At 69.4% G+C, this 14391-nt stretch carries 16 protein-coding genes; 12 read left to right on the forward strand and 4 right to left on the reverse strand.

Annotated elements, in window-relative coordinates; genetic code table 11:
• Positions 1-2: 2 nt before the first annotated feature.
• Genes cobU through cobS form a run of 3 tightly spaced genes read left to right on the forward strand, consistent with a single transcriptional unit; the run spans position 3 to position 2364 of the window.
• Positions 3-554 carry a bifunctional adenosylcobinamide kinase/adenosylcobinamide-phosphate guanylyltransferase gene (gene cobU / locus OG205_RS22360; RefSeq protein WP_330270062.1) on the forward strand — a complete coding sequence of 184 codons (552 nt, stop codon included), beginning with the start codon at positions 3-5 and terminating at the stop codon, positions 552-554.
• Complete coding sequence (gene cobT, locus OG205_RS22365; protein ID WP_330270063.1) at positions 551-1666, forward strand: nicotinate-nucleotide--dimethylbenzimidazole phosphoribosyltransferase; 1116 nt, start codon at positions 551-553, stop codon at positions 1664-1666. Before cobU ends, cobT begins: the two co-directional genes overlap by 4 nt.
• Complete coding sequence (cobS, locus tag OG205_RS22370; RefSeq protein WP_330270064.1) at positions 1663-2364, forward strand: adenosylcobinamide-GDP ribazoletransferase; 702 nt, start codon at positions 1663-1665, stop codon at positions 2362-2364. The genes cobT and cobS overlap by 4 nt, the downstream gene beginning before the upstream one ends.
• Here cobS and OG205_RS22375 read toward each other — a convergent pair.
• Complete coding sequence (locus OG205_RS22375) at positions 2361-3452, reverse strand: branched-chain amino acid aminotransferase (RefSeq protein ID WP_330270065.1); 1092 nt, start codon at positions 3450-3452, stop codon at positions 2361-2363. The two genes, cobS and OG205_RS22375, sit on opposite strands and share 4 nt — an antisense overlap.
• Before the next feature lie 92 nt (positions 3453-3544).
• Here OG205_RS22375 and OG205_RS22380 point away from each other — a divergent pair, with 92 nt between their 5' ends.
• Positions 3545-3823: a hypothetical protein gene (locus OG205_RS22380; RefSeq protein WP_330270066.1), complete on the forward strand. Its 279-nt coding sequence runs from the start codon at positions 3545-3547 to the stop codon at positions 3821-3823.
• Here the strand turns inward: OG205_RS22380 and OG205_RS22385 are convergent.
• On the reverse strand, positions 3753-4988 hold the full coding sequence (locus tag OG205_RS22385) for an APC family permease (RefSeq protein ID WP_330270067.1): 1236 nt from the start codon (positions 4986-4988) through the stop codon (positions 3753-3755). The two genes, OG205_RS22380 and OG205_RS22385, sit on opposite strands and share 71 nt — an antisense overlap.
• Before the next feature lie 200 nt (positions 4989-5188).
• Here OG205_RS22385 and OG205_RS22390 point away from each other — a divergent pair, with 200 nt between their 5' ends.
• Positions 5189-6661 carry a leucyl aminopeptidase gene (locus OG205_RS22390; protein WP_330270068.1) on the forward strand — a complete coding sequence of 491 codons (1473 nt, stop codon included), beginning with the start codon at positions 5189-5191 and terminating at the stop codon, positions 6659-6661.
• A gap of 248 nt (positions 6662-6909) precedes the next feature.
• On the opposite strand, the gene OG205_RS22395 is transcribed toward OG205_RS22390, so the two are convergent.
• Entirely contained in the window at positions 6910-7278 is a 369-nt protein-coding gene (locus tag OG205_RS22395) for a VOC family protein (RefSeq protein ID WP_330270069.1), read from the reverse strand.
• Between the two features lie 63 nt (positions 7279-7341).
• On the opposite strand from OG205_RS22395, the gene OG205_RS22400 reads away from it, so the two are divergent.
• Positions 7342-7800, forward strand: coding sequence for a MarR family winged helix-turn-helix transcriptional regulator (locus tag OG205_RS22400; RefSeq protein WP_330270070.1), 459 nt, complete (start codon positions 7342-7344; stop codon positions 7798-7800).
• A gap of 66 nt (positions 7801-7866) precedes the next feature.
• Positions 7867-8331 (forward strand): OsmC family protein, encoded by a 465-nt coding sequence (locus OG205_RS22405; protein ID WP_330270071.1) that lies wholly within the window; start codon positions 7867-7869, stop codon positions 8329-8331.
• On the opposite strand, the gene OG205_RS22410 is transcribed toward OG205_RS22405, so the two are convergent.
• Entirely contained in the window at positions 8328-8654 is a 327-nt protein-coding gene (locus OG205_RS22410) for an oxidoreductase (RefSeq protein ID WP_319978418.1), read from the reverse strand. The genes OG205_RS22405 and OG205_RS22410 overlap by 4 nt on opposite strands.
• Positions 8655-8833: 179 nt before the next feature.
• Here OG205_RS22410 and lpdA point away from each other — a divergent pair, with 179 nt between their 5' ends.
• The 5 genes from lpdA to lipB all read left to right on the forward strand — a co-directional run bounded on the left by lpdA (position 8834) and on the right by lipB (position 14353).
• Positions 8834-10222, forward strand: a complete 1389-nt coding sequence (lpdA, locus tag OG205_RS22415) for a dihydrolipoyl dehydrogenase (protein WP_330270072.1) — start codon at positions 8834-8836, stop codon at positions 10220-10222.
• Positions 10223-10273: 51 nt separating this feature from the next.
• A complete protein-coding gene (gene sucB, locus OG205_RS22420; RefSeq protein WP_330270073.1) occupies positions 10274-12013 on the forward strand; it encodes a 2-oxoglutarate dehydrogenase, E2 component, dihydrolipoamide succinyltransferase in 1740 nt (579 codons plus the stop codon).
• Between the two features lie 171 nt (positions 12014-12184).
• Positions 12185-13075, forward strand: coding sequence for a TIGR01777 family oxidoreductase (locus OG205_RS22425; RefSeq protein ID WP_330270074.1), 891 nt, complete (start codon positions 12185-12187; stop codon positions 13073-13075).
• Positions 13072-13662 (forward strand): phosphatase PAP2 family protein, encoded by a 591-nt coding sequence (locus OG205_RS22430; RefSeq protein ID WP_319978422.1) that lies wholly within the window; start codon positions 13072-13074, stop codon positions 13660-13662. Before OG205_RS22425 ends, OG205_RS22430 begins: the two co-directional genes overlap by 4 nt.
• Positions 13619-14353, forward strand: a complete 735-nt coding sequence (gene lipB / locus OG205_RS22435; protein WP_330270075.1) for a lipoyl(octanoyl) transferase LipB — start codon at positions 13619-13621, stop codon at positions 14351-14353. Before OG205_RS22430 ends, lipB begins: the two co-directional genes overlap by 44 nt.
• Positions 14354-14391: the final 38 nt, after the last annotated feature.

Below are 14391 nucleotides of genomic sequence, written 5' to 3' on the forward strand. Positions count from 1 at the left end.
TCTTGTCATCTCGGACGCTCGTGCTCGGCGGAGCGCGGTCAGGCAAGTCGGCGCACGCGGAAGGTCTGCTCACCGAGGCGGCCGTGACCTACGTCGCCACGGCGCGCAGATACCCGGACGACCCGGACTGGGACGCACGCATCGCGCTGCACGTCGCACGGCGTCCGTCCACATGGCACACGGTCGAGGCGTCGGCTCCGGCCGATCTGCCTGCCCTGCTCACCGCCACCCAGTACGAGGACCCGCCGATCCTGGTGGACGACCTGTCGACGTGGCTGGTCGGCGTGCTGGACGACGCCGACGCGTGGGCAGGCGCCGAAGACGGACACAGCGGTGACGCGATCGCGAGCAGCATCGACGCGATCGTGAGTTCGGTCGCGACCTGCCGGGCGCGACTGGTGCTGGTGACGGCGGAGGTCGGCCTCGGCGTCATTCCGTCGACGCGTTCTGGCAGGCTCTTCCGAGATCACCTCGGTGCGCTCAACGCGCGCGTCGCCGAGGTGTGCGACGAGGTCACCCTGCTCGTCGCCGGCATCCCGTTGAAACTGCGATGAGGAGTGACCAGGTGAGCACCGAGTTCCCGCCGGTCGAACCGCCGGACGAGACCGTTCTGCGCGAGGCCGAGGCCCGGCACGCGGTGCTGACCAAGCCGGTCGGCTCGCTCGGACGGCTCGAGGAGCTGGGCAACTGGATCGCGGCCTGCCAGGGCGTCGTGCCGCCCAAGCCGTTCGTGCGGCCGCGTGTCGTCGTGTTCGCGGGCGACCACGGCATCACCGCGCAGGGCGTGTCGGCGTTCCCGAGCGAGGTGACCGGCCAGATGGTCGCGAACTTCCTGACCGGCGGCGCCGCCGTGAACGTGCTCGCGCAGGTCGCGGGCGCCACGGTGCGCGTGGTCGACATGGCCGTCGACGCGGACACCCCGGCCGCGGTCAGCCAGCACAAGGTGCGGCGCTCGTCCGGGTCGATCGACCGCGAGGACGCGCTCACCCGTGAGCAGTGCGAACTCGCGATCGCGGCCGGCCGTGCGCTGGCCGACGAGGAGGTCGACGCGGGTGCCGACGTGCTGGTCGCCGGTGACATGGGCATCGGCAACACGACGCCCGCCGCCGTGCTGATCGCGTCGCTGACCGGGTCGGAGCCCGTCGCGGTCGTCGGGCGCGGCACCGGCATCGACGACCAGGCGTGGATGCGCAAGACGGCGGCGATCCGGGACGCGCTGCGCCGGGCCCGCCTGGTGATCAGCGACCCGATCGCGTTGCTCGCCACGGCCGGTGGCGCCGACATCGCCGCGATGGCCGGATTCCTGGCACAGGCCGCCGTGCGCAAGACGCCGGTCGTGCTCGACGGCGTCGTCGTCGGTGCGGCGGCTGTCGTCGCCGAGGAGTTGGCGCCGGGTGCGCGCGAGTGGTGGGTGGCCGGGCACGAGTCGGCCGAGCCCGCGCACGCGATCGCGCTCGGTCACCTCAACCTCAAGCCGCTGCTGCAGTTCGAGATGCGGCTCGGCGAGGGCTCCGGCGCGGTGGCGGCGCTGCCGTTGCTGATCTCGGCGGTGAAGGTGCTCGCGGAGATGGCGACGTTCGAGAGTGCCGGCGTGACGAACCGCGAAGACACGAACCGGGACGACGTGACCCCAGAAGACGCGGCGCAAGAAGACACCGCCGGGTGAAGCTCGCGTTCTCTTGGCTGACAGTCCTGCCGCTGCGCGTCGACGACGTCGACCGCAAGGCGGCGGGACGGGCCATCGCGTGGACGCCGGTCGTCGGCGTCGTGCTCGGCGCGTTCGTCGTCGGCGTGCTGAAGCTGCTGGCGATATCCGATATATCGGCGCTCGTAGCCGGGTTTCTGGTCGTCGGTGTCGTCGCGCTGTCGACACGCGGTATGCACCTCGACGGGCTGGCCGACGTCGCCGACGGGCTCGGTTGCTACGGGCCGCCGGAGCGCGCGCTCAAGGTCATGAAGGACGGCGGTGCCGGACCGTTCGGCGTCGTCTCGCTGATCGTGGTGCTGGGCGCCCAGGCCGCCGCACTCCCCCACGCTCAGTGGGGTGTCGTGCTGCTCGCGTTCGCGACGAGCCGGGCGGCGTTCGGGATCTGCTGCATGCGTGGCATCCCCGCCGCACGTCCTGAGGGGCTCGGCGCGCTCGTTGCGGGCACGCAGCATCCGTTGATGGTCATCGGCACGTGGGTGGTGCTCGCTGCCGCGGCGATTCCGCTCGGATGGCGCGCGGTCGTGGCCGTCGTCGTCGCGTTCGCGCTCGTGTGGCTGCTGGTGAAGCACACCGGAAAGCGTTTCGGCGGCATCACCGGTGATGTGCTCGGTGCTGCCGCCGAAATCGCGCTTCTGGCCGTGCTGGTGATCGCCTAACCCCAGAGCTTGGTCATCCAGCCGTGGGTGTCGGCGACGTGGCCGTGCTGGAGGCCGGTCAGGCGCTCGCGCAGCTGCTTCGTCACCGAGCCGGTGCCGCCGTCGGCGATGTCGAACTCGCCACCGGCGTGCTTGACGTGGCCGACCGGCGTGATGACCGCGGCCGTGCCACAGGCGAAGACCTCGGTGAGCTCACCGGAGGCGTTGGCCTTCTCCCACTCGTCGGTCGAGATGCGGCGCTCCTCGACGGTCAGGCCGAGTTCGGAGGCCAGTGCCAGCAGCGAGCTCCGGGTGATGCCGGGCAGCAGCGTGCCGGTCAGCTCCGGCGTGATCACCTTGTCCCCGAAGACGAAGAACAGGTTCATGCCGCCCATCTCCTCGACCCAGCGGCGTTCCACCGCGTCGAGCCAGACGACCTGGTCGCAGCCCTTCTCGGCGGCCTGCGCCTGCGCCACGAGGGACGCGGCGTAGTTGCCGGCGAACTTGGCCGCGCCGGTGCCACCGGGAGCCGCGCGGACGTACTCGGTCGAGAGCCACACGCTCACCGGCCGGACGCCGCTCGCGAAGTAGGAGCCGGCCGGGGAGGCGATCAGCACGTAGAGGTACTCGGACGCGGGTCGCACGCCGAGGCCCTTCTCCGTGGAGATCATGAACGGCCGCAGGTAGAGGGACTCCTCCTCGGCCGAGGGCACCCAGCGGTCGTCGACCGCGAGGATCTGCCGCACGGACTCCAGGAAGAGCTCGTCGGGAAGTTCGGGCATCGCCATGCGGCGGGCCGAGGAGCGGAAGCGCTCGGCGTTGGCCTCAGGGCGGAAGGACGCGATCGAACCGTCGGGCTGCCGGTAGGCCTTGAGCCCTTCGAAGATCGCCTGGCCGTAGTGCAGCACCATTGCCGCGGGGTCCAGTGCGAGGGTGGAGTACGGGCCGACTTCAGCGTCGTGCCAGCCCTTCTCGCGGTTCCAGCGGATCGTCACCATGTGGTCGGTGAAGTGCTGCCCGAAGCCCGGCTTGGCAAGTACCTCCGCTACGCGCTCCGGGGTCGCCGGGTGCGGGTGGGGAGTCCGGGTGAAAGGCAACTCGCTCGTCATGTGAGCACGGTAACCCGCAGGTGGGGATACGGAAAATCCTCTTCCCAAAACTCGGACGTCCTACTAAGTGAACCTCGATAGAGTCCCCGGCCATGACCGAGCCGGAAAGATCTTCGAAGGGTGCGGACGTCCGCACGGTGCTGCAGGCCGCGCTGCTCGTTCTGGGCACCGGCATGACCTTGCTCGACGGCTGGGTGATCGGCGACGTGGGCGGAGTGGTCGGCGCGGTGTTCCTCGCCGTGTTCTTCCTGGCCGGCTACTACGGCATCACCAAGAACGGCCCGTCCAACAACGGCCGCGTCATCGGGCTTGCGGTGTGTGTTGGCGTGACGCTGCTCGTCTTCCTCTCAGTAACGCTGTCAGGCCAATGAGCCCGGTGCCGACGCCCAGTCCCGCGATGGAGATCAGCATCGCGGGAATCGGCATGCTCATGGCGAGCAGCACCGAGAGCCCGAGTCCGAGACAAGCCGTGCGCATGGGCCACGTGCGGTCGTTCTGCAGCAGGACTCGAGCCGACGCGTTCGTGAAGGCGTAGTAGAACAACGTCGCGCACGCCGCCACACCGAGCGCCATCCCGAACGGCATGAGCACCAGGGCGAGCGCGCAAGCGGCTACTACGACGAGCGTGAGCGCACCGGGCTTGAGGCGGGTCGGCAGGTCGCCGTCCTCGGCCAGTCCGGTCAGCGTGCGGTGGGCGGACGCGAGCACGAAGTGCAGCGCGGCCACACCGGCCACCGCCGCGGCGATCTGCACGAGCGGCACCAGCGCGGCCGAGTCCGCCGCGACGAGCGCGTCACGCAGCGGAGCCGGTGACAGCGCGAGGCGCGCGCTACCGAGCTGACGGAGCACACCGGCGCCCACGGCGAGACTGACCACGAACGACAGTCCGATGAGGACCGGAATCGCGATCTTCAGCACGGACGGCGAGTGGTGCTTCTCACCGCGATGCGGGGCGGTGACGCGCTCGAAACCGGCGAACGCCATGAACATCAGGCCGGCGACGCCGACGAGTTCGTTGACGGTGCCGGCCTCCCCCGCCGACGGCACGGGCGCGATCGAGAAGCTCGCCGCGACGACCAGCGCCAGCACACCGAGGACGACCACGGACACCAGCACGCTGACACCGGCCGTGAAGCGGAAGCCGACCGCGCCGAGCAACGCCGTCGCGACGACGAGGGCGAGCGCGCCGATCAACGGCTGGTCCGGCACCACGTACGCGCCGAACATCGACGCCACGGCGGCCGCCATGGCGAACCGGCCCAGGAGGTGTGCGCTCGCTGTCATCCTTGCGGGCCATACGCCGAGCTGCGCGCGCACGTATCCGTAACCGCCGCCTACGTCCGGGTAGGCACGGGACTGGTCGGCGGTCGAGAAGGCCGAGCAGAGGGCGGCTAACGCGGAGATGGCCAGCGCCGGGAGCACCCACCAGCCCGCAAGACCTGCGGCTGGGGCGAATCCGGCGAAGACCCCCGCACCGAGCACCGCGGGAAGACCGAGCGCGACCGTCGTGACGATCTCGCGAGGCGTGTGGGTCACGGGGTACACGTTCTCAGATGCGGCATCCGGCCGTAACCACCCGGTCGACTGATGCGTGAAACGGGCGAATCGCCACTGTGCGCAACTGTCAACGTCACGGATTGCGGCGATCGTGGCGGGGCTGGGCATTAGTGGGACAGTCCGACCTTTAGCATGAGTCACGATTCCGAGCCCCGCCCGCAACAACCCTGGAGCAGCACGTGACAGCCCCGAAGCTGGCCCTCACCGAGGGTGACCTGAGCACCACCGCCGCGGACGCAGTCGTCGTGGGCACCCTGCAGGGTGCGGACGGTCTGGAGCTCGCACCCGGTGCCGAAGCTGTCGCCGCCGCGTTCGACGGCGCGCTGCTCGACGTGCTCGGCACCCTGCGCGCGTCCGGCAAGGCCGACGAGCTGGTGAAGGTGCCGACGTTCGGCAAGATCGCCGCCCCGCTCGTGCTGGCCGTAGGCCTCGGCAAGACCGCCGGCGAAGAGCAGGTGCGCCGCGCGTCCGGTGTCGCCGCCCGTGCGCTGGGTGGCAAGAAGCGCGCGATCAACACGCTCGCCGCCCTGCACGTCGGCGCGGCGGCCGAGGGCACGCTGCTCGGCGCCTACTCGTTCACCGAGTACAAGTCCGACAAGGGCGAGGGCCCGGTCGTGAAGGTCGACCTGCACGCCGCCGGTTCCAAGGAGAACAAGGCCGCGCTGAAGGCCGCCGTCGCGATCGCCGAGTCCGTCGCCATCGCGCGTGACTTCATCAACACGCCGCCGAACGACCTCTACCCCGCCTCGTTCGCCGCCCGCGCGGAGAAGCTCGCCACCGCGGCCGGTCTCGACGTCGAGATCCTCGACGAGAAGGCGCTGAAGAAGCAGGGCTTCGGCGGCATCCTGGGCGTCGGCGTCGGTTCGACGCGCCAGCCGCGCCTCGTGCGCATCTCGTACAAGGGCACGAAGGCCGTCAAGAAGGTCGCGCTCGTCGGCAAGGGCATCACGTTCGACACCGGCGGCATCTCCATCAAGCCGGCCGCGGGCATGGACGAGATGACCTCGGACATGTCGGGCGCCGCCGCGATCGTCGCCACGATGGTGCTCGCCGCGAAGCTCAAGTACCCGCTGGAGATCATCGCGTCGATCCCGATGGCGGAGAACATGCCGTCCGGCGACGCCTACCGCCCCGGCGACGTGCTGACCATGTACGGCGGCAAGACCGTCGAGGTGCTCAACACCGACGCTGAGGGCCGTCTGATCCTGTCCGACGCCATCGTGCGCGCGTGCGAGGACAACCCCGACTACCTGATCGAGACCGCGACGCTGACCGGCGCGCAGGTCGTCGCCCTCGGCAAGCGCACCTCGGGCGTCATGGGCTCCGACGAGTTCCGCGACCGCGTGGCCGCCATCGGCACCGCCGTCGGCGAGTCGGCGTGGGCGATGCCGCTGCCCGAGGAGCTGCGCGCGGACCTCGACTCGCGCCTCGCGGACCTCGCGAACGTCACCGGGCACCGCTGGGGCGGCATGCTCGCCGCCGGGCTGTTCCTGCGCGAGTTCGTTGCCGAGGGCGTGCAGTGGGCGCACATCGACATCGCGGGTCCGGCATTCCACACGGGCGGCCCGTACGGCTACACCTCGAAGGGCGGCACCGGTGTTCCGGTGCGGACCATCGCGGCTGTTCTGGCGGACATCGCAGCCAACGGCTGAGCAATTCTTTCTGCGCACGGGCGGAGCTCCTTCGGGGGCTCCGCCCGTTGCGTTGCAACTGATATATCGGCTGCTTCGCCGTCGCTGACCAGCACCTTTGCAACGAGTCTTTTGACTTCGTCCGCAAACGTGTCGTTGCAAGGGTGTTCGGGGAAGGGCTTTGGCGGGGTGGCCGAAATGGGCCGCGCGGGCGGCCGCGATGGGGGCTGCTGTTTCAGCGAGAGGCGCGAAGAAGGCCTGCGAACATTTCAGGCGCGGTCGTGGAGAGTGACCTGGTAGCCGTCGGGGTCGGCGAAGGTGAACGTCCGGCCGAAGGGGCCGTCGATCGGCGCGGAGACGATGGGGTGGCCGTCGGCGGCGAGAGCGTCGTGGATGGCTTGGACGTCTGTCGCGTGGAACCAGATCGCGGCGCCGATGCCGGGCTGGGCGACGGAGGCGAGATCGGTGCCGGGGACGACGTCGCGGAGTGCGAACGCGATCGGCTTCGTCTCGAAGACGACGGCGTGCGGAGGTCCGGCCGGCGAGCGGACCAGACCGAGGTACCGCTCGTAGAAGGCCTGCGAGGCGTCGAGGTCGCGTGCCTGGAGTGAGATGAAGTCAGGGCCGGTGGCGGCCATGGTGATACTCCTTGTCTTCGTGTCAGTATTCTGACACGGGCCAACCTATGTCAGAATACTGACATGAGTCAAGACGGTGCCGGCGTCGACCTGGAGACGTCACTGGGCTACCTGCTGAAAGAGGCGTCGAGCGTGCTCCGCGCGGCCATGGAGGAGGTGCTGCGGCCGCTCGGGATGAGCGTGACGCACTACTCCTGCCTCGAGCTGCTGGCCCAGCGGCCGGGGTTGTCGAACTCCGAGCTCGCACGGGGTGCGTTCGTGACGCGGCAGTCGATGAACGTGCTGCTCCAGACCCTGGAACGGGACGGTTACGTGACCAGGCCCGCGGCGGCACCCGTCGGGAAGGTTCTGCCCACGCGGCTCACTCCCCGCGGGCAGCAGAGTCTCGAGAAGGCGTCCGCGGCGGTCCGGTCCGTCGAGGTCAGGATGCTGGCCGGCCTGACCGAGTCCGAGCAGGCAGGCGCGTTCCGGATCCTGCGGGGCATGATCCATTCCCTGCGCGACGGCGGCGACGGCGCCTAGTCGGTTCGCGGAGATGACGGTCGCTCAGGGCTGTGCTCCAGGCCCCGGTGAGAGGAGTATTTCCACATGGGGACGCATCACTACGAGGCCGACGTCGTCTGGACCGGGAACACCGGGAGCGGCACTTCCGGGTACAAGTCCTACGAGCGCGCGCACGAGGTTCGGGTCGAGGGCAAGGAGACGATCCTCGGGTCGTCCGATCCGTCGTTCCGGGGTGACCGCGGGCGGTACAACCCCGAGGAGTTGCTCGTCGCGTCGCTCTCGCAGTGCCATATGCTCTGGTACCTGCACCTCGCGTCGACCAACGGTGTCGTCGTGACCGGCTACCGCGACCACGCCACCGGCGTCATGGCCGAACATTCGGACGGGTCGGGTCGGTTCACCGAGGTGGTGCTCAACCCCGTCGTGACCGTCGCCGATCCCGCGACCAAGGAGACGGCACAGGCGTTGCACGAGAAAGCGCATTCGATGTGCTTCATCGCGGCGAGCGTCAATTTTCCCGTTCGGCACGAGCCGATCGTGAAGATTTAGAGTTCGCCGGAAGCCTTTTTGCGCGCGGTGTAGTCGCGCATGCGCTTCGGGTAACCCACGATGCCCGCGTCGTAGATCGGCATGCCGAGTTTGCGTGCGAACGACCGCGCGGCGTCCGGCGAGGCGACTCGGCGGCGTGTCCACTCGCCGTCGTGAGCGACCAGGACCACAGTGGTCTCGGTCACCGTCGTCTTCGGCTCCACGTAGGCCTCGACGCCGTGACGGCTCTTCGTCCACTGTTCGAGATGGCTCGTGTCCTGGTTCGAAGCGGTCCGCAGCACACCTGCGCGCGGCTTCCTGCGAAAACGATCGAACAGCCCCATCGAGCACCTCCTGCGCTTCCTTCCACCATGGTGCCAGGTAAGGGTGTTATGAGTAGGTGAATGATCAGAGCCGGGCGTGGTGTCCTATGCCGGATCACCGCGCTCCGGCAACTAGTGACAAGATGGCCGCGTACCTCGCGCGCACCCGCGCGTAGTAAGTAATCCCGAGGAGATCCGAAGTGACTTCGCCGGAACTGGAGTCGGCCACCAACGCCGATCTCGTCATCCTCGGCGGTGGTTCAGGTGGCTACGCCTGCGCGTTCCGCGCGGCCGAGCTCGGCCTGTCCGTCGTCCTGGTCGAGAAGGACAAGCTGGGTGGCACCTGCCTGCATCGTGGTTGCATCCCGACCAAGGCGCTGCTGCACGCGGCCGAGGTGGCGGACAACGCCCGCGAAGGCGACCAGTTCGGTGTGAAGAGCTCCCTCGAGGGTATCGACATCGCCGGCGTCAACTCGTACAAGGACGGCGTGGTCTCGCGGCTCTACAAGGGTCTGCAGGGTCTCGCGAAGGCCAACAAGGTCACCTTCGTCGAGGGTGCGGGCACGTTCGTCGGCCCGAACACCGTCGAGGTGAACGGCCAGCGCTACGTCGGCAAGAACGTCGTGCTCGCGACCGGTTCGTACGCCCGCAGCCTGCCCGGTCTGGAGATCGGCGGCCGGGTCATCACCAGCGACCAGGCGCTCAACCTGGACTTCATCCCGGAGAAGGTCGTCGTCCTGGGCGGCGGCGTCATCGGCGTGGAGTTCGCGAGCGTGTGGCGTTCGTTCGGCGCCGAGGTCACCATCGTCGAGGCCCTGCCCCGCCTGGTGCCGGCCGAGGACGAGTACGCGTCCAAGCAGCTCGAGCGCGCGTTCCGCAAGCGCGGCATCAAGTTCAAGACCGGTGTGAAGTTCACCGGCGCCACCCAGTCCGACTCGGGTGTGTCGATCACGCTGGAGAACGGCGACGTCCTCGACGCCGACCTGCTGCTCGTCGCGGTCGGCCGCGGCCCGAACAGCGCGGGTCACGGCTACGAGGAGGCCGGGATCACGATCGACCGCGGCTTCGTCATCACCGACGAGCGCCTGCGCACGAACCTGCCGAACGTCTACGCCGTCGGCGACATCGTCCCCGGCCTGCAGCTCGCGCACCGCGGGTTCCAGCAGGGCATCTTCGTGGCCGAGGAGATCGCCGGCCAGAACCCGAAGGTGATCGACGAGGCGGGCATCCCGCGCGTCACCTACTGCAAGCCCGAGGTCGCCTCCGTCGGACTCAGCGAGGCCGCGGCCAAGGAGAAGTACGGCTCGGCCGAGGTCTTCATCTACGACCTCGCGGGCAACGGCAAGAGCCAGATCCTCAAGACGGCCGGTGGCGTGAAGCTCGTCAAGGCCCCCGACGGCCCCGTCGTGGGCGTGACGATGGTCGGCGAACGCGTCGGCGAGCTCATCGGTGAAGCACAGCTGATCTACAGCTGGGAGGCTTACCCGGAGGACGTGGCTCCGCTGATCCACGCCCACCCGACCCAGACTGAAGCCCTCGGCGAGGCGTTCCTCGCCCTGGCCGGCAAGCCGCTGCACGTGCACGGCTGACCGTTCCCCACACAAAGTCAGCCACACGAGAGCACGAGGAGTCAGCGAACAATGGCCTTCTCCGTCCAGATGCCCGCACTCGGTGAGAGCGTCACCGAGGGCACGGTCACCCGGTGGTTGAAGCAGGAAGGCGACCGGGTGGAGGTGGACGAGCCGTTGCTCGAGGTCTCCACCGACAAGGTCGACACCGAGATCCCGTCCCCGGCGGCCGGCGTCCTGCAGAAGATCGTCGCGCAGGAGGACGACACCGTCGAGGTCGGCGGTGAGCTCGCGGTCATCGGTGACGGCGACGCCGCCCCCGCCGCCGAGCCCGCCCCCGCGCAGGAAGCTCCTCAGCAGTCGACGCCGTCCGCGCCGCCCGCCGAGGAAGCCGCTCCCGAACCCGCCCCCGCCGCCGAGGCTCCGGCCGCGCCGTCCGGTGGTCCGGCCGAGGGCACCGACGTCACGATGCCCGCGCTCGGCGAGTCCGTCACCGAGGGCACCGTCACCCGCTGGCTGAAGCAGGTCGGCGACAGCGTCGAGGTCGACGAGCCGCTGCTCGAGGTCTCGACCGACAAGGTCGACACCGAGATCCCGTCGCCGGTCGCGGGCACGCTGCTCGAGATCAGCGCCGGTGAGGACGAGACCGTCGAGGTCGGCGGCAAGCTCGCCGTCATCGGTTCGGGCAGCCCCGCGCAGTCCGCGCCCGCCCCGGAGTCCAAGCCTGAGCCGAAGCAGGAGTCCGCTCCCGCGCCGGCCCCGAAGCAGGAGTCCGCACCGGCTCCGGCTCCGAAGCAGGAGTCCGCACCCGCGCAGCAGTCCGCTCCGGCCGCCGCGCCCGCCGCGTCTTCTTCCGACGACGCGAACGGCACGCCGTACGTCACTCCGCTCGTGCGCAAGCTCGCGTCGGAGAACGGCATCGACCTGGGCTCGCTCAAGGGCACCGGCGTCGGTGGCCGCATCCGCAAGCAGGACGTGCTCGCCGCCGTCGAGGCCAAGAAGGCCCCGGCTCCGGCTCCCGCCGCCGCTGCTCCGGCTGCCGCTCCCGCCTCGCGCACCTCGGCTCCGGCCGCGGCTGACAACTCGGGCAAGCGCGGCACCGTGCAGAAGCTCCCGCGTCTGCGTCAGATCGTCGCGCAGCGCACGCGTGAGTCGCTGCAGATGTCGGCCCAGCTCACCCAGGTGTTCGAGGTCGACGTGACCAAGATCGCCCGGCTGCGCAACCAGGCCAAGAAGGCGTTCGAGGCTCGTGAGGGCGCGAAGCTCACGTTCCTGCCGTTCTTCGCCAAGGCCGCCATCGAGGCCCTCAAGGCCCACCCGGTGCTCAACGCGTCGATCGACGAGGAGCGCAAGGAGGTCACCTACCACGGTGCCGAGCACCTCGGTCTGGCGATCGACACGGAGCGCGGCCTGCTCAACGCCGTGATCCACAACGCCGGTGACCTGAACCTGTCGGGCATCGCCCACAAGATCGGTGACCTGGCGGCGCGTGCCCGCTCGAACAAGCTCACGCCCGACGAGCTCGCCGGCGGCACGTTCTCGCTGACCAACCTCGGCAGCAACGGCGCGCTCTTCGACACCCCGATCATCCAGCAGCCGCAGGTCGGCATCCTGGGCGTCGGCGTGGTCAAGAAGCGCGCGGTCGTCCTGACCGATGAGGACGGCAACGACACCATCGCGATCCGCTCGATGATGTACCTCGCGCTCACCTACGACCACCGCCTGGTCGACGGTGCCGACGCGGGCCGCTTCCTCACGACGGTCAAGAACCGTCTCGAGGAAGGCGCGTTCGAGGCCGACCTCGGTCTCTGACCCGCGTTCACCAGCACTGATATCCGATATATCGGATATCGGCTGAAAGCGTGACCTAGAAGTGTGCACAGAAGGCCATCCCGGTTTGCCGGGGTGGCCTTCGGCACATCCTGGGTCCGGTGTGCGAAGTACGGCTGTGCACGTGATGCGTCAGTGGGGAACGATCTAGGTATGCGCGTAGTCATCGCGGGATCGTCGGGATTGATCGGCACGAGCCTGGTGGCGTCCATGCGCGCCGCCGGCCACGAGGTGCTGCGGCTGGTGCGCCGCAAAGCCGCCGCGCCCGACGAACGCGGGTGGGACCCGTACGCCGGGCGCATCGACGACGGCACGTTCGACGGCGTCGACGCCGTCATCAACCTGTGCGGCGCGGGCATCGGCGACAAGCGGTGGGACGACGCGCGCAAGCAGGTCCTGCACGACAGCCGGATCGTTCCGGCCGAGGTGTTGTCGGCGGCGGTCGTCGAGCACGGCGTGCCGACGCTGGTGAGCTCCTCGGGCGCCCACTTCTACGGCGACACCGGATCGCGCCTCGCGGACGAGGACGCGCCGGGCGGCCACACCTACATGTCGCGGCTGACCCAGGACTGGGAAGCGGCGACGTCCGTGGCACAGGAAGGCGGTGTGCGTGTCGTACTAATGCGCACCGCTGTCGTCATCTCTCCGTCCGGTGGCGTGTTCGGGCGGTTGAGGCCGGTCTTCCAGTTCTTCCTGGGCGGCAAGCTCGGGTCCGGGGAGCAGTTCTTCCCGTGGGTGTCGCTGGACGACGTCGTGTCGGCCTACCGGTTCGTCGTCGAGCACGACGACGTCCGCGGGCCGGTCAACGTCGCCGGTCCGACGCCGGTCACGAACGCCGAGTTCACCAAGGCTGTCGGCACCGCGCTGCACCGGCCGACGCCGTGGACCGTGCCGGCGTTCGCCCTGAAGACGTTGCTCGGCGGTGAGATGGCCGAGGAACTGCTGCTCAGCGGTCCCGGCCTGACGCCGAAGGTGCTGGAGAGCCGCGGCTTCCACTTCCTGCACCCGGCACTGCCGGCCGCGCTGAACGCGGCGGTCGCGTGACTCGAGTCGTCGCGGCGCTTCTGCTGATCTCGTGGATCCTCCTGGGGCTCCCCGAGATGACCGGGCTCGACGTGTGGGTGCACGACGAGTTGCCCCGGCCGGAGTGGCTGCGGGACACGGCGTTCGGGGTGGGCCTGGTGCTCGGGCCGACGATCGGATGGGCGTTCGCGGCTGTGTTGTTCGTGCTCGCCTGGAAGCGGCGTGATCCGCGGCTGTGGAAGGCGTTGGCACTGCACGCGCTGTGCTGCGCGACCTTGCTGACGAGGTTCCTGTTCGACCGCGTCCGGCCCATCGAGTACCACCTGCCCAGCTATCCGAGCGGGCACACGGTGGCGATCGCGTCCACGGCGTTCACGCTGGTCGTGCTGCTGCGCCGGACCACCTGGAACGTGGCGCTGTGGGCCGTGCTCGCGGTGCTGGTGGGCGGCTTCGCCAGGGTCGTGCTGGAGATGCACTGGGTCACCGACGTCATCGGCGCCGTGCTGGGTGTGACGGGTGTTGGACTCGTGGCAGCACTCGCTCTGGGGTTGGTAACGTCGGGTCGTGAACTCGTGCCGCACCTCGTCAGACCCCGTCGTGATCCGTGAGCTGGGGCTCATCGACTACATGACGGCGTGGGACCTCCAGAAGGAGATCGCGGAGGCACGCGCGGCCAGTGGTGGTAGCGGCCCGGACACCCTTCTGCTGCTCGAACACCCGCCCGTCTACACCTGCGGCAGGCGCACCCTCGACGAGGAACGCCCGCGCGGCGGCAGCACCCCGGTCATCGACGTCGACCGCGGCGGCAAGATCACCTGGCACGGACCCGGCCAGCTGGTCGGCTACCCGATCGTCAAGCTGACCGAGCCAATGGACGTCGTGGAGTACGTGCGGCGCATCGAACAGGGCCTGATCGACGTGTGCGATCAGCTCGGCGTGCACACCGGCCGGATCGAGGGCCGCAGCGGCGTGTGGCTGCCCGCCGACGACCGGGGCCCGGAGCGCAAGGTCGCCGCCATCGGCATCCGCGTGCAGCGCGGCGTGACCATGCACGGTTTCGAGATCAACTGCAACGCCGACCTCGGCGCGTTCGGTGACATCATCCCGTGCGGCATCAAGGACGCGGGCGTCGCTTCTCTCTCGCACGAACTGGGCCGCGACGTCACCGTCGCCGAGGTGCTGCCGCTCGCCTGTGACGCTGTGCTCGCGGCACTCGACGGCACGCTCCCCCTGACGGACCGCACTTTGACCCGCACTGGCCCCGTCGCTCCGGGTATCACCTTCGCTAGCATTCCGTAGCCGCGGCGGGGAGTCGCGGATTGCGGAGGAGGGTGCGT

The organism is Lentzea sp. NBC_00516, assembly GCF_036346835.1.
Classification (GTDB): domain Bacteria; phylum Actinomycetota; class Actinomycetes; order Mycobacteriales; family Pseudonocardiaceae; genus Lentzea; species Lentzea sokolovensis.